Origin of the sequence: Acinetobacter sp. ABJ_C4_1, from assembly GCF_044538495.1 — a bacterium.
In the GTDB taxonomy this organism is placed as follows: Bacteria; Pseudomonadota; Gammaproteobacteria; order Pseudomonadales; family Moraxellaceae; genus Acinetobacter; species Acinetobacter nosocomialis_A.
The window spans coordinates 24,082-40,746 of record NZ_JBIUCQ010000005.1 but is presented as its reverse complement, the minus strand read 5'-3'; the positions used below and the strand labels follow the sequence as shown (position 1 = coordinate 40,746).

The 16,665-nt window shown below is 40.1% G+C and carries 18 protein-coding genes; 8 read left to right on the top strand and 10 right to left on the bottom strand.

Annotation, left to right across the window (positions count from 1 at the left end; translation table 11 throughout):
• Nucleotides 1–24: 24 nt before the first annotated feature.
• Entirely contained in the window at nt 25–663 is a 639-nt protein-coding gene (locus ACIF8R_RS08310) for a hypothetical protein (RefSeq protein ID WP_233930716.1), read from the top strand.
• A gap of 130 nt (nt 664–793) precedes the next feature.
• On the top strand, nt 794–1,012 hold the full coding sequence (locus tag ACIF8R_RS08305) for a hypothetical protein (RefSeq protein WP_004883640.1): 219 nt from the start codon (nt 794–796) through the stop codon (nt 1,010–1,012).
• 60 nt (nt 1,013–1,072) lie between these two features.
• Here the strand turns inward: ACIF8R_RS08305 and ACIF8R_RS08300 are convergent, their stop codons facing one another.
• From ACIF8R_RS08300 to glnK, 6 genes are all read right to left on the bottom strand, one after another.
• Nucleotides 1,073–1,732: a riboflavin synthase gene (locus ACIF8R_RS08300; protein WP_004710964.1), complete on the bottom strand. Its 660-nt coding sequence runs from the start codon at nt 1,730–1,732 to the stop codon at nt 1,073–1,075.
• A gap of 42 nt (nt 1,733–1,774) precedes the next feature.
• Complete coding sequence (locus ACIF8R_RS08295) at nt 1,775–3,067, bottom strand: DNA adenine methylase (protein WP_001083669.1); 1,293 nt, start codon at nt 3,065–3,067, stop codon at nt 1,775–1,777.
• On the bottom strand, nt 3,064–4,149 hold the full coding sequence (gene ribD, locus ACIF8R_RS08290; protein ID WP_396480194.1) for a bifunctional diaminohydroxyphosphoribosylaminopyrimidine deaminase/5-amino-6-(5-phosphoribosylamino)uracil reductase RibD: 1,086 nt from the start codon (nt 4,147–4,149) through the stop codon (nt 3,064–3,066). The genes ACIF8R_RS08295 and ribD overlap by 4 nt, the downstream gene beginning before the upstream one ends.
• A gap of 15 nt (nt 4,150–4,164) precedes the next feature.
• The gene (gene nrdR / locus ACIF8R_RS08285) at nt 4,165–4,623 is read right to left on the bottom strand and encodes a transcriptional regulator NrdR (RefSeq protein WP_000543541.1); all 459 of its coding nucleotides are present in this window, start codon (nt 4,621–4,623) and stop codon (nt 4,165–4,167) included.
• A gap of 161 nt (nt 4,624–4,784) precedes the next feature.
• Nucleotides 4,785–6,182: an ammonium transporter gene (locus tag ACIF8R_RS08280; RefSeq protein WP_396480192.1), complete on the bottom strand. Its 1,398-nt coding sequence runs from the start codon at nt 6,180–6,182 to the stop codon at nt 4,785–4,787.
• A gap of 57 nt (nt 6,183–6,239) precedes the next feature.
• On the bottom strand, nt 6,240–6,578 hold the full coding sequence (gene glnK, locus ACIF8R_RS08275) for a P-II family nitrogen regulator (RefSeq protein WP_000780326.1): 339 nt from the start codon (nt 6,576–6,578) through the stop codon (nt 6,240–6,242).
• A 279-nt stretch (nt 6,579–6,857) separates the two neighbouring features.
• On the opposite strand from glnK, the gene ACIF8R_RS08270 reads away from it, so the two are divergent.
• Both ACIF8R_RS08270 and ACIF8R_RS08265 read left to right on the top strand, forming a co-directional pair.
• Entirely contained in the window at nt 6,858–7,085 is a 228-nt protein-coding gene (locus ACIF8R_RS08270; protein ID WP_002048939.1) for an accessory factor UbiK family protein, read from the top strand.
• 65 nt (nt 7,086–7,150) lie between these two features.
• Nucleotides 7,151–8,635 carry a YifB family Mg chelatase-like AAA ATPase gene (locus ACIF8R_RS08265; RefSeq protein ID WP_396480189.1) on the top strand — a complete coding sequence of 495 codons (1,485 nt, stop codon included), beginning with the start codon at nt 7,151–7,153 and terminating at the stop codon, nt 8,633–8,635.
• Nucleotides 8,636–8,649: 14 nt separating this feature from the next.
• On the opposite strand, the gene ACIF8R_RS08260 is transcribed toward ACIF8R_RS08265, so the two are convergent.
• The gene (locus tag ACIF8R_RS08260; protein WP_396480187.1) at nt 8,650–10,083 is read right to left on the bottom strand and encodes a PLP-dependent aminotransferase family protein; all 1,434 of its coding nucleotides are present in this window, start codon (nt 10,081–10,083) and stop codon (nt 8,650–8,652) included.
• A 111-nt stretch (nt 10,084–10,194) separates the two neighbouring features.
• Between ACIF8R_RS08260 and ACIF8R_RS08255 the strand changes: the two genes are divergently transcribed.
• The gene (locus tag ACIF8R_RS08255; protein WP_396480185.1) at nt 10,195–10,971 is read left to right on the top strand and encodes an aldolase; all 777 of its coding nucleotides are present in this window, start codon (nt 10,195–10,197) and stop codon (nt 10,969–10,971) included.
• A gap of 16 nt (nt 10,972–10,987) precedes the next feature.
• Nucleotides 10,988–11,866 carry a dihydrodipicolinate synthase family protein gene (locus tag ACIF8R_RS08250; protein WP_396480183.1) on the top strand — a complete coding sequence of 293 codons (879 nt, stop codon included), beginning with the start codon at nt 10,988–10,990 and terminating at the stop codon, nt 11,864–11,866.
• 44 nt (nt 11,867–11,910) lie between these two features.
• On the opposite strand, the gene ACIF8R_RS08245 is transcribed toward ACIF8R_RS08250, so the two are convergent.
• Nucleotides 11,911–12,735, bottom strand: a complete 825-nt coding sequence (locus ACIF8R_RS08245; RefSeq protein WP_396480181.1) for a TorF family putative porin — start codon at nt 12,733–12,735, stop codon at nt 11,911–11,913.
• 961 nt (nt 12,736–13,696) lie between these two features.
• On the opposite strand from ACIF8R_RS08245, the gene ACIF8R_RS08240 reads away from it, so the two are divergent.
• Nucleotides 13,697–15,016, top strand: a complete 1,320-nt coding sequence (locus ACIF8R_RS08240; RefSeq protein WP_396480179.1) for an OprD family outer membrane porin — start codon at nt 13,697–13,699, stop codon at nt 15,014–15,016.
• A 107-nt stretch (nt 15,017–15,123) separates the two neighbouring features.
• On the opposite strand, the gene ppa is transcribed toward ACIF8R_RS08240, so the two are convergent.
• Together ppa and ACIF8R_RS08230 are read right to left on the bottom strand one after the other, a co-directional pair.
• A complete protein-coding gene (gene ppa / locus ACIF8R_RS08235) occupies nt 15,124–15,648 on the bottom strand; it encodes an inorganic diphosphatase (protein ID WP_002121243.1) in 525 nt (174 codons plus the stop codon).
• A gap of 127 nt (nt 15,649–15,775) precedes the next feature.
• On the bottom strand, nt 15,776–16,174 hold the full coding sequence (locus ACIF8R_RS08230) for an MAPEG family protein (RefSeq protein WP_213064718.1): 399 nt from the start codon (nt 16,172–16,174) through the stop codon (nt 15,776–15,778).
• 106 nt (nt 16,175–16,280) lie between these two features.
• Here ACIF8R_RS08230 and ACIF8R_RS08225 point away from each other — a divergent pair, with 106 nt between their 5' ends.
• The gene (locus ACIF8R_RS08225) at nt 16,281–16,664 is read left to right on the top strand and encodes a hypothetical protein (RefSeq protein WP_263612727.1); all 384 of its coding nucleotides are present in this window, start codon (nt 16,281–16,283) and stop codon (nt 16,662–16,664) included.
• The last annotated feature ends 1 nt before the right edge of the window (nt 16,665 follow it).

Below are 16,665 nucleotides of genomic sequence, written 5' to 3'. Positions count from 1 at the left end.
GATACTGTTGGACAAAGGAGAACTGTGGTGGCATTAAATGTCGGGCAAGATTTTAAAAAAAGATGGTTAAATGCGCCTGAAGCTGTCCGTCATGCCTATCAACAGGATTTGGCACGTATTTGTGATTTATTAGAGCCTCAGACGCCTATTCAACTTTGGGTACTCAATGATGAGAAGGCACAGCTAGAGTCACAGCAAAACATTGAACAAGCTTATGCTGACTTAAAAGCAGAGTTAATCGAACAGGCACGTATTCGTCGTCAGCTTGCTTTAGAAAAGTCTCTTGCAGATAAGCGCGCAATGGAAGCAGCCTATGCTGCTGAATTACAAGCAGACGAAGTTCGTAAATTTAGTGAACAAACTGAAGCTCTACAAGCTTTCCGCAGTCATTTAGAACAAGAAGTTGCTGAACAAACTGCGCGTTATCAGAAAAATCCTGAAACCCCAGCAGTTAATTACTCTTCTGGCATAAAACTTAGCATTACCGATGATCAAATCCTATCTGAGCTTGAAAGTTTACGCATTCGTTTAGAACTTGAAGCTGAGAGCTTAATTGAACAATCTGTAACGGCTTTCCGAGCTAAGCTAAATTCGGCAGCTCAAGAAGAAATTGAATACATTTTAAAGAATTCTAAGTTTTCTGATGAAAAAATAGAAAAGTAAAGTTTGTAAAACCATCTTTGTCATCAAAATGACATTTAATTGTCACAAAATGGTCATGCATAATATTCTTTTAGTTCAAATAATTATTAGAATAACGCATGGTTACTTATGAAAATTAATGAGGGTAAAAATGGACATTCCACATCAGATTTCAACGCAACTTGAGCAGCTTAATCAGGGTGAGCAATGGACATTTTCAGCACAAGAACTTTATATGAGTCACAACGACTTTAATTCACTTTCAATCTTGCTTACACGAGCGTCAGAAAAAGGTGAGTTTTCAATTACACGCACCCAGCACAATAAACCATGGGTCGGTACACATTCGGTTACTCTCACCAAGCATTAATTTTTAAAATAAAAAAACCGGAACAAGCGTCCGGTTTTTTTATTTTGGCGATTTAAAATTTTATTTTAAAAAACCATTTTCAGCCAAGAAAGCCATACTAATATTTGACTCGGTCTTCTGTTCAGCAGCTTTATCACCCAGTAATAAACGTTCGATATAACGTGCTAATACATCGACTTCAAGGTTAACTTTGCTACCTACTTGCCATGTTCCAATATTGGTACGTTCTGCTGTGTGTGGAATTAAGTTCAAACTTAAAATATTACCGCGCAAATGGTTAATGGTTAAACTAATGCCATCTACAGTTACAGAACCCTTCTCTGCTAAGTATTTAGCAAGCTCTACAGGTGCTGTCACTTCATAATAAATTGAGCGAGCATCTTCACGGACTACAGTAATTTCACCTACGCCATCAACGTGACCACTGACAATGTGTCCACCAAAACGGGTTGTCGGTAGCATTGCTTTTTCAACATTGACACGTTGACCCACTTTCCAGTTACCCAAAGTAGTACGGTTTAAACTTTCGCGAGAAACATCTGCTGCGTACCAATTGTCACCCCACTCAATAACGGTGAGACAGATTCCATTGGTTGCAATTGAGTCACCCAAATGTACATCAGACATATCCAAATCGGTTTGAATACGTAAACGCACATCGCCACCTACACTTTGCAGGCTTTCTACTTTACCTAAACTTTCAATAATGCCTGTAAACATGGCTCAATCTCCAAATCTTTTACACTGCTTAAATTGCAGCGCTTACCAAAGTGCGAGCTGCGTACTGTTACCTGAAGTATCTACACCACCTAGCTCGGCAAAGTGGTAAAGCTGGCCTAACAATTGACGTAACGGCGGTCCTGGTTTGGCATGAGTATCGGTAATCACAATAAACTCAAGCACACGTGCGCGCTCTGACTGACGTTGTTTACTTACGCGATAACGTGGAACATCTTGAGTCAGTAAAGTAACTTTTCCGCGCTCCAGATTGGCCATCAGTAGATCTTTTGGCTCAATGTTACCATCTGTCGAATAACTGGTCAGAATATAACGTGCATTGATGGTTGAAAGTAATTTTTCATACGCATCTTTTGCATGTTTAGACGAGTTGTACGGACTTGGACGCTCTTTACGCCATGCACGGTCAATACCACTTTTATAGCCTTTCGTATCTGGCGGTGGTAAATCGACTTGATCCCATAACGTCAATGCATTTAAAACGTGATAGTTACTACTATAAGCATGCTGGTTATACGGTGGATCAAGATAGGCTACATCTACTTCAAAACCGCTCATCTGATTTGCTAGATGCTGGGCATCTACACACCACATTTCAGCAGCTGGACGCTTACGGTCACCGATCTCACAAAAACGGCTAGGTGTAAGCCACAGCAATGATTCAATACGTTCTAGTGCCGTTTGTGTACGTCCGCCCCACCCTTGATGGAAGCTTTTAAATACACCACTGGTATTACTCACAAAACTAGCTGAGTAGAGTAATGGTGCAAGTAAAGCACTCATTTCTACATCATTAATTGCGCCTTGTGCCTGCCATGTTGCAATTTGCTGGCGAATCGCATCAATACGCATACCATTACGACGCTTAAAGAACAAACGGTCACGCGACGGATCGTAGACATCATCGTTACGAGGGCAAAGGTTATGCGTTACCCAACCTTTAACTTCAGGCAATCTATTTAAATAATCGATGGCTTTCTGATATCCACCAAGCTCTTTAAACGCAGGTGCATCGACACAAGCTAAAATCGCATGATTTAAAGCATGGCTATAAGGTTCCCAGTCATTCGCAATGACTCGGTAACCATTTTGACGTGCCAAACGAGACACTACACCACTACCCGCAAAGAAGTCGGCAAAAATCGGAGGATTCTTTTTCTTGCTATTCAGCGTCCCTGTAATTTCTAGAGCTTCTAAAATCAAGTGGAGCAATCGGCGCTTGTTGCCCAAGTATGGTACAAGCTGATGAAAAAGATATTCGTCTGTCGTGCGGGCTGCATGACGACGTTTGTGGTAAACCGAAGGCTCTGAATTCATACTTTCTCTTGCGTAGGGATTAACCTTAAGCGTATATCTTGATCAAGTTGTATTACATCAAGAAGTTTAAAACGAAGTTGCTGTGCCATATATTCAAAATCTGTATTGAACATGGCTCTTGCACTTTGCCCCAATAAAGTCGGGGCAACATAACTGATCATTTCATCCACAAAACCTTCTTGTAAAAAGGCAGTCGACAAAGTTGCGCCAGCTTCAACCAACACATCATAAATTTGGTATTGCTTAGATAAGGTCTGTAATAGTGTTTTTAAAGGCTGAATTTCTAATTGTATCACGCCTAAGTCAGCAAGTTCCTGACGATATGGCCCCATCACCATGACAGTTTCAGGATTTTCTAAAATTTTAGCGGTGAGCGGTAAACGTCCTCTCCGATCTAGAATTACCCGTTTTGGCTGCGCAACCGTTTCGATATCAATATTATGGAGTGACCGTACATTAAGCTGACAGTCATCAGCAAGCACAGTATCAATGCCTGTAATCACTGCACCTGAAATGGCACGCCAATGTTGGACATCTTGACGAGCAGCAGAACCAGTAATCCACTTCGACTCACCAGATGCCATTGCAGTACGCCCATCTAAACTAGAAGCAACTTTTAAACGCACATATGGCATGCCCGTAGACATCGCTTTTAAAAAGCCTTGATTAAGTTGAGCTGCCAAATCTTCACAAATCCCGATTTCTACTTCAATACCGGCATTTTTTAAGATCTGAACACCTTTACCCGCAACAAGCGGATTGGGATCGGGACATGCCACAACCACTTTTTTAACTTGTGCCTTTACAAGTGCCTCAGCACACGGAGGTGTTCGTCCATAATGAGCACACGGTTCAAGCGTTACATAAGCGGTTGCGCCTTGTGCCTGTTCACCCGCCTGACGCAGCGCAAAAACTTCAGCATGAGGTTGACCAGCTTTCGGGTGAAAACCTTCGCCAATGATTTGATTATCTTTGACAATGACACAACCGACATTTGGATTTGGTTTTGTCGAATAGAGTCCTCGTTTGGCAAGTTCAATGGCTTGCTGCATCCAGTACTGATCTTGTTTCAACTCAGACATATAAATCTCAAATGTTTAGTGCTCACGTTGTTGCATTTGCTCAATTTGACGGCGAAACGCTTCAACATCCTGAAAGTCTTGATAAACCGAAGCAAAACGAACATAGGCAACGTGGTCAAGTGCAAATAAAGATTGCATAACAATTTCACCAATTGTTCTGGATTTGACATCACGCTCACCTAAACGGCGAATCTGCAATTGAATATCGCTTAGAACCGTTTCGATCTGCTCTTGTGTCACTGGACGCTTTTGTAAGGCATGCATAAGCGAACGACGTAGCTTCGCCTCATCGAACGGTTCATTTTTTCCATTCGATTTGATCACACGGGGCATCACCACTTCATAGCTTTCAAAAGTGGTAAAACGTTCACCGCAACTTACACACTCACGACGTCGACGAATCTGACAACCTTCTGCGGCTAGACGCGAATCGATGACTTTACTATCTGCGGCGTTGCAAAATGGACAATGCATAGCGGACTTAATAGGGTCAATTACTTTGACCTAGTGTAGCAAAATTTCTACACTTACAGAACCAGCATTCTAAGAGACAAAAAACAGTCCTGAGCAAGATCAAAGCATCGCTTTGATCACAGCGCAAGACTGTTCTTTTAAGACAGCAGATATATTACGAATTATTCGATACGTTCGCCATGTTGGCTTAAATCCAGACCCATACGTTCATCATCGGCATTAACACGTAGACCAATCACAATATCAATCACTTTAAGAATAATGAAGGTTGCAATACCACTGTAAACCATAGTTGCAAGTACACCTTCAACTTGTACCCATAATTGACCTGCAAATGTTGGAGCTAAAGTTACACTAGCTGCTTTGATGATTTCATCACTATAGAACACGCCAGTTAAAATTGCGCCGACAATACCACCTACTGCATGTAAGCCAAAGGCATCCAATGCATCATCCGCTTTAAGTAAACGTTTAAGTGCTGTAATACCCCAGAAGCAGACCACACCACCGATCAAGCCCATCACTAAAGCACCGCCGACGCCGACGAAACCTGCTGCGGGTGTAATCACAACCAAACCAGCCACAGCACCAGATGCACCACCTAATACAGAAGCTTTACCACGAATCATACGTTCTACAACCAACCAAGAGAACGCAGCAGCAGCGGCAGCAACTTGAGTCACTAAAATTGCCATACTTGCACGAGCACCAGCGCCTAACGCACTACCACCGTTAAAGCCGAACCAACCCACCCAAAGTAAGCTTGCACCGATTACAGTTAAAGTTAAGTTATGCGGTGCCATAGATTCACGGCCAAGGCCAATACGTTTACCAAGCATGTAAGCTGCAACTAAACCTGCAACACCAGAGTTGATATGTACAACTGTACCACCAGCAAAATCTAATGCGCCTGCTTTAAATAACCAACCATCTGTTGCCCATACCCAGTGAGTAATTGGCGCATAAACCACAAGTACCCAAATGGTAATGAATGCCATGAAAGCTGAATATTTCATACGATCAGCAATCGAGCCACTCAAAATTGCGACAGTAATGATGGCAAAAGTCATTTGGAAAATAACAAAGAGGCTTTCAGGAATTGTTCCACTTAGTGCATTAAAGCCTACACCATTGAGCATAGCTTTAGACAAGTCACCAAAGTATGCACCTGTGCCAGAGAACGCGATTGAATAACCCGCAATCACCCAAAGCAAACTTACCAAAATTGCAGCAGAAAGGCTGAACATCATGGTACTTAAGACGTTTTTCTTACGGACCATACCGCCGTAGAACAATGCCAAACCAGGAATCGTCATCAACAGTACTAAAGCTGTTGACACTAAAATCCAAGATGTATCGCCTGTATCGAGTTTTGGTGTCGGTGCTGGAGCTGCCGGAGTTACTGCGGCGGCTGGTGCTGCTGCAGTTATTGCAGGAGCTGCAGACGTTGATGTTGCTGTAACCTCAGATGTCGGTGTTGTTACAGTCTCTTCTGCCCAAGCGGCAGTACCACCCAAAAGTGCGCCTGTTAGACTCAGCGCCATAAGCATTTTTTTCATTCGTGTCCCCCAACCTCATTTGCGAGCTATTTATTGCTCAGCAAGCTTTGTGCCAATTTAGACAGCATCTGGTCCTGTTTCACCCGTACGGATACGGATGACTTGTTCCAGGTTAGTCACAAAAATCTTACCGTCGCCGATTTTCCCAGTGCTTGCCACACGAGTAATTGACTCAATTACTGCGTCGACCATTTCATCGCTAATCGCAATTTCGATTTTTACTTTAGGTAAGAAATCAACCACATACTCCGCGCCGCGGTAAAGTTCTGTATGCCCTTTTTGACGACCAAAACCTTTAACTTCAGTTACGGTAATCCCTTGTACACCAATGTCAGAGAGTGCTTCACGCACATCATCCAATTTAAACGGTTTTACAATTGCAGTTACAAGCTTCATGTTTGTTTCCTTCGGCTTCTTTTCACCAGTAAGGTTTTATGTTCAATTTTCATGCCAATATTTCAAAGGTTGGAGGAGATGAATCTTTTGCATGAGCTTTCTTTATAACCTATTTAGTTATCAAGATGTAGATGAGCTACTAAAAATAAAATGAATTTGCAGTCCTGTTTTTATTTCGTTTTATCGTTATCCAATATGGAAAAGCCGAGAAGCCTATATCCGAGGTTCAAGCAATGTTAAACTGGCAAGCATAAGGTAATACAACAGTTTGGATATCTCATGCTAGAAACTCTATTACAGGCTATTTTGGAACAAATTGACGAGCCTAAAAAAGATTTAGAAAAAAACTTACGTGCATTATTAAATGAAACTGTCGAGAAATTAGACCTCGTGTCTAAACAAGAAATCGAAAGACAAAAAACTGCACTTCATTTAGCCAACCAACGTTTAGAAGAGCTACAAAAACAAGTGAGTCTATTAGAAGAAACTTTAAAGAATAAAAAATAAGCACCAATGTAGCGCACTTATACTTTACAACGATTAAAAATTAAGCACTATAATGGAACAATAAGATGTCTTTTTCTAAAATTTATACACGGGGACTTTTAGGTTTGCATGCCCCTCTCATTGAAGTAGAGGTGCATGTGAGTCAAGGCTTACCCTCTCTGACGATTGTCGGGCTAGCTGAAGCGGCAGTGAGGGAAAGTAAAGACAGAGTTCGCTCAGCCATTATTAATAGTGGATTTCAGTTTCCGACTAAACGGCTGACCATTAATCTTGCTCCCGCAGATTTGCCCAAAGATGGTTCACGTTTAGATTTACCGATTGCATTAGGGATATTAATTGCCTCAGGTCAACTCCCAGAGAACTGCACAGAAGACTTTGAATTTATTGGAGAGTTAGCACTAGATGGTCATGTAAGACCAGTTTCAGGCGCTTTAACTTTGGCAATGGCATGCCAGCAAGCTCATCATAAAATTGTTTTACCAGTCGATAATAGTCAGGATATTAGTCATTTACCAAATCTTGAGTGTTATCCGGTGAGTCATTTAAAAGAAGTTTGTGAACACTTTTTAGGAAATACTAAGCTATCTCAGGTGCATTCATCTTCACGCTCAAATGACATGCCGTATAAATTTGACCTTGCAGATGTAAAAGGTCAGCTACGCCCACGTCGTGCATTGGAAATTGCAGCCGCTGGAGGGCACTCCTTGCTCTTTAAAGGACCACCGGGCACAGGGAAGACTTTACTAGCCTCACGTCTTCCTTCAATTTTGCCACCACTTTCTACTCAAGAAATGCTTGAAGTTGCTAATATTTATTCGATTTCAAATACGCCCCATACTTTTGGGCAGCGTCCTTTTCGTGCACCCCACCATACAGCATCAGCAATTGCACTAGTTGGCGGCTCACACCCTAAACCGGGTGAAATTACATTATCCCATTTAGGTGTTCTATTCTTAGATGAATTGCCCGAGTTTGATCGCAAAGTATTAGAAGTCTTACGCCAGCCGCTCGAGTCAAAAGAAATTATTATTTCTCGTGCAGCCCGGCAAATTACTTATCCTGCAAACTTTCAGCTCATTGCAGCCATGAACCCCTGCCCATGTGGTTATGCATTTAATCAAGACAGTCGTTGTCAGTGTTCACCAGAGAGTATTAAACGTTATCAAAATCGTATATCAGGACCTTTACTTGACCGTATCGATTTACATATTGATGTACCACCTTTAAAAGCTCAGGAACTACAAGATCCAACGCCTGTTGAAGGTTCTACGGCTGTAAGACAGCGTGTAATTTCAGCTTATGAACAACAAATGCAAAGACAAAATTGTTTAAATCAAGCGCTTTCGCCTAAACAATTAGAGCAGTTCGCTATTCTGGATGACACGTCACAGCGAATGATTGAAATGGCTCAGCAGCGTTTAAATTTATCTGCACGTGCTTATCATCGGGTTTTACGAGTAGCACGGACCATTGCCGATTTGGCTCAAAGCGAGATGATCCAAAGTCCTCATCTCACAGAAGCACTCTCCTATCGAGGCAATCATTCTTAAGGCAAAACAGCGGATTATGAGTCCGCTGTTCTTTTATTAAGAATCTCATTTAGCTTCTCGATTAAAGCAGTAATTTCTTTCTCTGATAAAGCAGCAAAACCCAAGCGGATACTATGATTAGGGTGTTCTCCCTGTTTAAACTTATGCTCTGTATCAATATTGAGTTCTTTTAACTTTATAAGCTGATCTTGAGTAAATGGTTTCTGGAACTTCACCCATAAAGCCATTCCGCCCGCAGGTGGTTGTATCTGAACAGACTCAGCAAAAACTCGCTGAAACTCAGCTAAGGCATGGTCACGGCGTAGTTGATATATTTTTTTCATTTTACGGATGTGTCGTTTGATCTCCCCTCGCTGCATTAAATCTGCTAACGCAAGTTCCGTAATGTTATTACCTTGCCGATCAATCAATAAAATATCTTCAGTAATGGATTGAATGATTGGTGAAGATGCCACAATGTAACCCAAGCGAATACCGGGTGCAAAAACTTTAGACAATGAACCCACATGAATGACTAATTCAGAATGAGGCAAACTTGCTAAGGGCGGCATAGGCCGACTGTCATAGTGAAATTCATGGTCATAGTCATCTTCAATAATATAAAAACCCCATTTTTTTGAAAGCTCTAAGAGTTGGAGACGACGGCTCATTGGCATAGTAACGGTTGTAGGGTACTGATGATGTGGCGTTGTATAAATTGCTGCAACCGAGTGTTCGTTTAAAATACGTTCTAAATCTTCAAGGACAATACCTTGTTCATCTAATTTGACAGAAACGACCTGAAAACCATTTGATTGGAACGCTTTAAAAGCAGATGGGTAGTAAAGCTCTTCAACAACAATAACACCCTGCCGATTAGGTAATGCACGAGATGCAAGAAAAATTCCCATCTGACTACCACGTACAATACAAATTTCATCTTCAGCAACATTCATAAAGCGTTCCATCGATAACATTTGTTGTAAGGCTTGTCTTAGCTCAATCATTCCCCGCGGGTCGCCATAGCCCATGTACTGGTTTTGCGTAATTTTAATCAGTGCATGCCGATAGGCCCTCGAAAATAATTCGTATGGAATAAGACGTGGATCTGGTACACCATCGTTATGTGGACGTTGAATCACTTCTTGAATAATCGGCTTATCATTAAATTTTCGCTCAGATACTAGCTCTATATGAAACTGTTTTTCTGGCAAAACATCTGCCACAAATGTGCCTTTTCGGGGACGAGTCACCAGCCATCCTTGTGCTTCTAATTCTTCATAGACCGCTTGTACGGTTTTTCTATTAATCCCTAGTTCTTTTGACAAGCTACGAGACCCTGGCAACATAGTTCCTTGCACCAAACGGCCACTTAAAATTTCCTGACTAATCAGGTTAGTAAGCTTTAAAAAAACTGTTTTTTCTTCTCTTTCATCGATACGAAAATGTACTTGCCAAGGTCTTAGCATATTTGCCCCATCTGGACCATATAACTTATTAAAACTGGATGTATTGATTCATCCAGTTGTTTTCTATTCTGCCTTCACCTACTGAATTTGGTCAACTGGACTGGAGAAGAGATGAAGACAGCTTCTGTAAACAAACAAGAGCTGATGCAACACGCACAGCAAGACATGCAAAAGTGGATTAGCGACTCAGATTTAACTGACCGCCAAAAGCTTGCACTCACTTGTCGTATTTTATTTGACCATGGCCATGATGCTGGCTTAGCAGGTCAAATCACTTGCCGCAGCCCAAATAAAGATTCCTTTATTACCCAACGTTTTGGTTTAGGTTTTGATGAAATTACTGCCTCAAACTTACTTGAGGTAAATCAAGATTTAGAACCAATCAATCAAGAAGGAATGGCAAACCCAGCTAACCGTTTTCACACATGGATTTATAAAGAACATCCCGAAGTGAACTGCATTATCCATACGCATCCGACTCATGTAGCTGCTCTTTCCATGCTTCAAATTCCGCTCATGATTTCTCAAATGGATGTCTGTGCACTTTACGAAGATTGCTCATTTGTAGGCCATTGGCCGGGTGTTCCTGTGGGCAATGAAGAAGGTATTTTGATTTCTTCGGCTCTTGGTAAAAACCGCGCAGTTTTGTTGTCTCACCATGGTCAACTGGTCACAGGAAAAACCATTGAAGAAGCATGCAACTTGGCTCTTTTAATTGAACGCGCAGCTCAACTACAACTATTAGCCATGTCTGCCGGGCAAATTCAGCCGATCCCACACGATTTAGCCACAGAAGCTCATGACTGGGTATCTACCGATAAACGTAACAAAGTGAACTTTGCTTACTACGCACGTAAAGCTTTGAAAAAACATTCTGACTGTATTTAAAAAAGAGATTCCGACCATGAAACTAAACGGCATTATTGGCTACCCTGTTACTCCATTTTTTGATGACAACACCATTAACCTTCCTGTTTTAAAACAGATGCTCGACTTGCTTATTGAAAATGGCTGCGACGCGATTGCACCTTTAGGCAGTACAGGTGAAAGCGCTTATCTTGAATGGGATGAGTGGTGTTTAGTCGCGAAAACTTCAATTGAAAGTATTAATAAACGCGTGCCCGTCATTATTGGAATTTCAGAACTCACCACCGATCAAGCCATCAAAAAGGCGCAAATCGCACAAAGCTATGGTGCAGATGCACTTATGGTGATTCCTGTATCGTACTGGAAACTAACTGATCAAGAGATTTTTGAATATTACCAAGCGATTGCTCAAGCAACGACTTTGCCGATTATGGTGTATAACAACCCTGCAACGAGTGGTGTTGATATGTCTCCAGAGTTAATTGTGCATATGTTTAACAACATTGCAAACATCACGATGGTGAAAGAAAGTAGCGGTGATATTCAGCGCATGCATAAAATTCAGGAACTCTCAAAAGGAGAACTCCCATTTTATAACGGCTGCAACCCTCTAGCTTTAGAAGCCTTATGTGCAGGAGCAAGCGGTTGGTGTACAGCAGCACCAAACCTGTTAGGTCAGCAACCTCAACAGCTTATTCAACACGTCAAAAATGGTGATTTAAGTCAGGCCCAGAAGTCATTTTACCAACAACTTCCTTTACTCCGCTTTATCGTAAATGGTGGATTACCAAAAACAATTAAAGCAGGTTTACAGCTACAAGGTATTTCTGCAGGCTTACCACGTAAACCTTTATCTAAAGCCATGGATGTTGAACTTAACCAGTTAAAACGATTACTTTCTGAAATAGAAAATTAAATAAAAAAAAGCGGGTTATTTACCCGCTTTTCTACAGCATAAACTTAGAAAGTTTTAGTTAAACTAAACACTAAGCCAGCGTCATAAGGTTTTTTCTGAGCGTCTGTCATACCAGAAGTACTCACATCAGTACCCACTACGTCTAGCTCAGCCAAAATACCTAAGATGTTACGATTTACACCAACTTTATAATCGATATAGCTGTCGTCCGTACCAGGACCACCCGCAACTACAGCTAAAGCTTCTTTATTTTTAAATTTGTTATAACCAACTGATGCAAGCCCAGTAAATCCAGTGTTTGCAATTGGCGCTGAATAACCAATGTTAAAATACCAGAACTGTTTAGAGTTAGCCCAATAATCATTTGAATAGTTAACGCCTACACTAAGTGCATCGCCTTTAAATAAAGAGTCGGCAAACGTTAACTTACCGTACACTTCATTAAAATCTAATCCGTTTTTGCCATCGTAACCGATACCATTACGGTCAAAACTATGGCCCGAACCAATGTAACCATAATGGATTACACCTACATCATAAGTTGGTGCAAGTTTATCGGATAACTTTAAAGTATTGGTATAACCCAAAGCGACATCTGTTTCAGTTGAGTTGCCTGTTACACCAAAATCAACACTTGAGCCCCAAAGTGATAAATAAGCACCTGATTTATGAGTAAAAGTAAAACCGCCTTGAATGGCAGGGTTATTTGAGGATTGGGTAACACCACGGAAACGATAGTCTGTGGTCGCTGCTACACTACCCGTTGTCGTGATTCCGTAAAAAGATGATGGAGCATTTTCAGCCATAACCATGGTTGAACCTGCCGTAAGTACGCCGAATGCTACTGCTTTAAGTGCAAATTTCATCATTTTGATCTCCCCCACAATGAACGCACGATTTAATTGAATTAAACAAATTTTGTTACTTAAGCTTTAGCAATTGCTGTGCCAAGTCCATATTTCGTATCGCCCTGTTGCATGAGTTTTGAAATCAAATTCTTTTTAAAGTGAAAATATCGCCTAACGCTTATAAAAATATATTTATAAAAAACAATGCAATAAAATAAAGTTATTACAAAACTAAAAATGCTCAACATAGAAAAACCCCTTATCGGAAATTATTACCGAGCTTAGAAGTATTCATTTGATGTGCGTAAATTTTCTATTTAGATCTAAAGCCGAGATATAAAAAGTATGTAAATTATTGAGGACCGCACTTGTAATGATCTGTGAGTGAGCATTTTTACTTACTTCATTTCTTTATTTATTTCTGAGTTAAAACTGGTGAACTATTTTGGGTCTTTTTTAAGCGATAATATAAACAAAAAGAGTACTGCACAGAATTTACGCAAAATATCGCACTAATTTTGATCAGCTCAATTAAATTGTATTGGCTTTTTATAACAATCCACTCTTATACATTGCGCTTTAAAAATAATGTTATATTGTAACAATTTAAAGGATGTTTAAAATAAATCGTTGAAAAAATCAACTCGAAACAAGGTTAAAAAGTAAACATATCCAGTAAAAATGGATAAAAAACGAACACAAGAATCAACTATTTTTTGAAGTTTGAATATAAAATAAATGGTAAAAATCAACTAAAAAATAAATTACTTTTTTTATTTTAAACAATAGATTAAGTATAAAAGACTAATAGTAAATTTACTAAATAACCAGTAGCACATTAATCAATTTCTGCATAGCATATATAAAATAAAATCAACAAAAATATATCTTTTTTATAGATTACTTATACAATTGATGGAAATCCTAGGCCCTGAACTATAACAAGGCACAGGATTTATCGTTTTTATGAGGTTCTTTAAATATGCTAAATGCACAAAAACTTACATTAGCAGTTCTCATTTCTGCGGCAATAATTTCCTCAGCTCAGGCAAGCGAGCAAAGTGAGGCAAAAGGATTTGTTGAAGATGCGAACGGTTCTATTCTCTTCCGTACAGGTTATCTAACTCGCGACAAAAAACAGGGCGCGAAAGATACTAGCTCAGTTGCTCAATCGGCAATTGTAAATCTTGAATCTGGCTTTACCCCTGGTATTGTTGGTTTCGGTGTAGGCGTTGTTGGTGACGGTTCATTTAAAATCGGTGAAAATAATCATGCCGGCAACCAAATGATTCCTAAGCACAATGATGGTTCAGCTTATGACCATTGGGGTCGTGGTGGCGGTAGCGTTAAAGCTCGTTTCTCAAATACGACTGTACGCTACGGTACTCAAGTACTTGATTTACCAGTTTTAGCAAGTAACACTGGCCGTATGGTTCCTGAATATTTTACAGGTACTTTATTAACAAGCCATGAAATCAAGAATCTTGAATTAGTTGCTGGTAAATTCACTAAAGACCAAATGTCTGATCAAATTAATACTGATGCAGATGCTTCTGGCAGAGGTCTTGATCGTGCAATCGTTTGGGGCGGTAAATATAGGTTCAATGACAACTTAAATGCCTCTTACTATGGCTTAGACAGCAAAAATGCGCTTGAACGCCATTATGCTAATGTGAACTTTAAACAGCTTCTAACTAAAGACAGTTCATTAACTTATGACTTCAGTGGCTACCACACTAAGTTTGATGCAAATGCACACACTTATTCAGCAACTGGAGCAGTAGCACCGAATTATGGTGACACTGGTGTAGCTGGCGAAGAAAAGACCAATAATATTTGGGCAGTTTCAGGAACTTATGCAACTGGTCCACATAGTGTTATGCTTGCTTACCAACAAAATACTGGTAATGTTGGTTATGACTATGGTCAAAATGCTGATGGTTTCCAAAGTATTTACTTACCAAACTCTTATATGTCTGATTTCATCGGTAACCACGAGAAATCTGCACAAATTCAATACAACGTTGATTTCGGTAAATTAGGTGTATTACCTGGTTTGAACTGGACAACTGCATTTGTATACGGTTGGGACATCAAAGTTCGTAATGTAACTGACGATGCTCAAGAGCGCGAATTCTTCAACCAAGTAAAATACACAGTACAAAGTGGTTTTGCTAAAGATGCAAGCCTTCGTATTCGTAACTCTTACTACCGTGCAAGTGATGCTTACCAATCTAATGCGTACATCGGTGATACAAACGAATGGCGTATCTTCCTTGATATTCCTGTGAAATTATTCTAATTCATAGATCTATCAAGCATAAAAAAACCTACCTCTGGCAACACAGGTAGGTTTTTTATTGAGCCTAGAATATCAATTGTGACACTCTAGGCTCATAAAATCAGAGCTTATTTAGCAGCTTCGATTGCTTTCAATACTTCAGCTTTAGCAACGTCAGCACCTTCCCAACCGCTGATTTTCACCCATTTGCCTGGTTCTAAATCTTTATAGTGGCTGAAGAAATGCTCAACTTGGCTAATCAACAATGGAGGAAGATCTGTATATTCCTTCACGTCTTTGTAAAGTGGAGATAATTTCTCGTGTGGAACAGCGATTAATTTCGCATCGATACCACCGTCATCTTCCATGTTTAATTTACCAACTGGGCGGCAACGAATTACTGAACCAGCAGCAACAGGATGTGGAGTTACAACAAGTACGTCTAATGGGTCACCATCTTCAGACAAAGTATTTGGTACATAACCATAGTTTGCTGGATAGAACATTGCTGTGCCCATGAAACGGTCTACAAACAATGCATCAGAATCTTTGTCAATTTCATATTTAATTGGCGCTGCATTTGCAGGAATTTCAATGATGACATAGATGTCATTTGGTGCATCTTTACCTGCTGGGATATTGCTGTAACTCATATCAATACTCTTTCGTTATGAAGTCAGATGTAAAATCCACTCGATTATAACGTGGATATCATCAAAATGATGCCGATTATACAATGCGCACACGCGAAAGTTGATATGAATGGTGACAGAATGACACTCAAGTCAGCTTAATTGTCACGATCAATAAAAATATTGGGCATAACAATGATAAAAACCAGACAATCGAGCGTAAAGTTGCCCAATTACTTAAGTAACAAATGCCATAAATCACGCGCAAAATAATATATGCCCAGCCCAATCTCAAAATAAAGTACTCAGGCACCACCATATATTCAGCCATCAAAATAGCTGTTAAAAATAAAGGTAAACTTTCAAAACTGTTTTGTTGTACTGCATTTGCCCGAGCAGCGATACCCTTTGTATTAGCAAGAAAATCTCTTGGGTTATGATTATCCGAGGGCTGAAAACCACCCTTAAATTTTGCAATTACGGTAAATGCGTATGGCAGCAAACATGCCACTAAAATAATATAGATAATGCTGCTGATGCCGTGCATAGTGCCATCCATCACTGAAAATACTGTTGATCATGCTATCATAACTCATCGTTTTTACCTGAAATTTTATGCAATCGCATGTCATCACTGATTTATAGGGCTATGTATGCAACAACCTGATCAAAAAGAATTGCTCGAGGTCTTAGAAAAGCAAAAGAAGAACCAGCTTCAGGTAGATCTTATCTTCAAAATTGTATTACCCATTGTCGCTTTTTTACTGAGTGTAATTTGCGCGAATTTTAATTGGCAATCGACACTAGGTACTTTTGTCATTTTGACAGTTACTTTTATTGCGGTGGGTGTCAAAAGACTTCCTTTATGGCATTGGCTCATTGTAGTTACCGTATATTGTCTAATAGATAATTACCTCAGCTATGGCCAACTTGACTTATCTCACTTGCGCTTACAACTCGGCACAATGATTGTTTTCGTGGGTATGGTTGGAATCGGCCGTCCTTATGTAGATCGCTGGTTTATGAAAAGCCACTAAA

Bases quoted from the DNA above. Each gene is read 5' to 3' on its own strand.
- ACIF8R_RS08240 (WP_396480179.1), top strand. From the start codon at position 13,697: ATGCTAAATGCACAAAAACTTACATTAGCAGTTCTCATTTCTGCGGCA.
- ppa (WP_002121243.1), bottom strand. From the start codon at position 15,648: ATGAGTTACAGCAATATCCCAGCAGGTAAAGATGCACCAAATGACATC.
- ACIF8R_RS08225 (WP_263612727.1), top strand. From the start codon at position 16,281: ATGCAACAACCTGATCAAAAAGAATTGCTCGAGGTCTTAGAAAAGCAA.
- ACIF8R_RS08270 (WP_002048939.1), top strand. From the start codon at position 6,858: ATGCTAGAAACTCTATTACAGGCTATTTTGGAACAAATTGACGAGCCT.
- ACIF8R_RS08280 (WP_396480192.1), bottom strand. From the start codon at position 6,182: ATGAAAAAAATGCTTATGGCGCTGAGTCTAACAGGCGCACTTTTGGGT.
- ribD (WP_396480194.1), bottom strand. From the start codon at position 4,149: ATGTCTGAGTTGAAACAAGATCAGTACTGGATGCAGCAAGCCATTGAA.
- ACIF8R_RS08250 (WP_396480183.1), top strand. From the start codon at position 10,988: ATGAAACTAAACGGCATTATTGGCTACCCTGTTACTCCATTTTTTGAT.
- ACIF8R_RS08265 (WP_396480189.1), top strand. From the start codon at position 7,151: ATGTCTTTTTCTAAAATTTATACACGGGGACTTTTAGGTTTGCATGCC.
- ACIF8R_RS08305 (WP_004883640.1), top strand. From the start codon at position 794: ATGGACATTCCACATCAGATTTCAACGCAACTTGAGCAGCTTAATCAG.
- ACIF8R_RS08245 (WP_396480181.1), bottom strand. From the start codon at position 12,735: ATGATGAAATTTGCACTTAAAGCAGTAGCATTCGGCGTACTTACGGCA.
- nrdR (WP_000543541.1), bottom strand. From the start codon at position 4,623: ATGCATTGTCCATTTTGCAACGCCGCAGATAGTAAAGTCATCGATTCG.
- ACIF8R_RS08230 (WP_213064718.1), bottom strand. From the start codon at position 16,174: ATGCACGGCATCAGCAGCATTATCTATATTATTTTAGTGGCATGTTTG.
- ACIF8R_RS08300 (WP_004710964.1), bottom strand. From the start codon at position 1,732: ATGTTTACAGGCATTATTGAAAGTTTAGGTAAAGTAGAAAGCCTGCAA.
- ACIF8R_RS08255 (WP_396480185.1), top strand. From the start codon at position 10,195: ATGAAGACAGCTTCTGTAAACAAACAAGAGCTGATGCAACACGCACAG.
- ACIF8R_RS08260 (WP_396480187.1), bottom strand. From the start codon at position 10,083: ATGCTAAGACCTTGGCAAGTACATTTTCGTATCGATGAAAGAGAAGAA.
- glnK (WP_000780326.1), bottom strand. From the start codon at position 6,578: ATGAAGCTTGTAACTGCAATTGTAAAACCGTTTAAATTGGATGATGTG.
- ACIF8R_RS08295 (WP_001083669.1), bottom strand. From the start codon at position 3,067: ATGAATTCAGAGCCTTCGGTTTACCACAAACGTCGTCATGCAGCCCGC.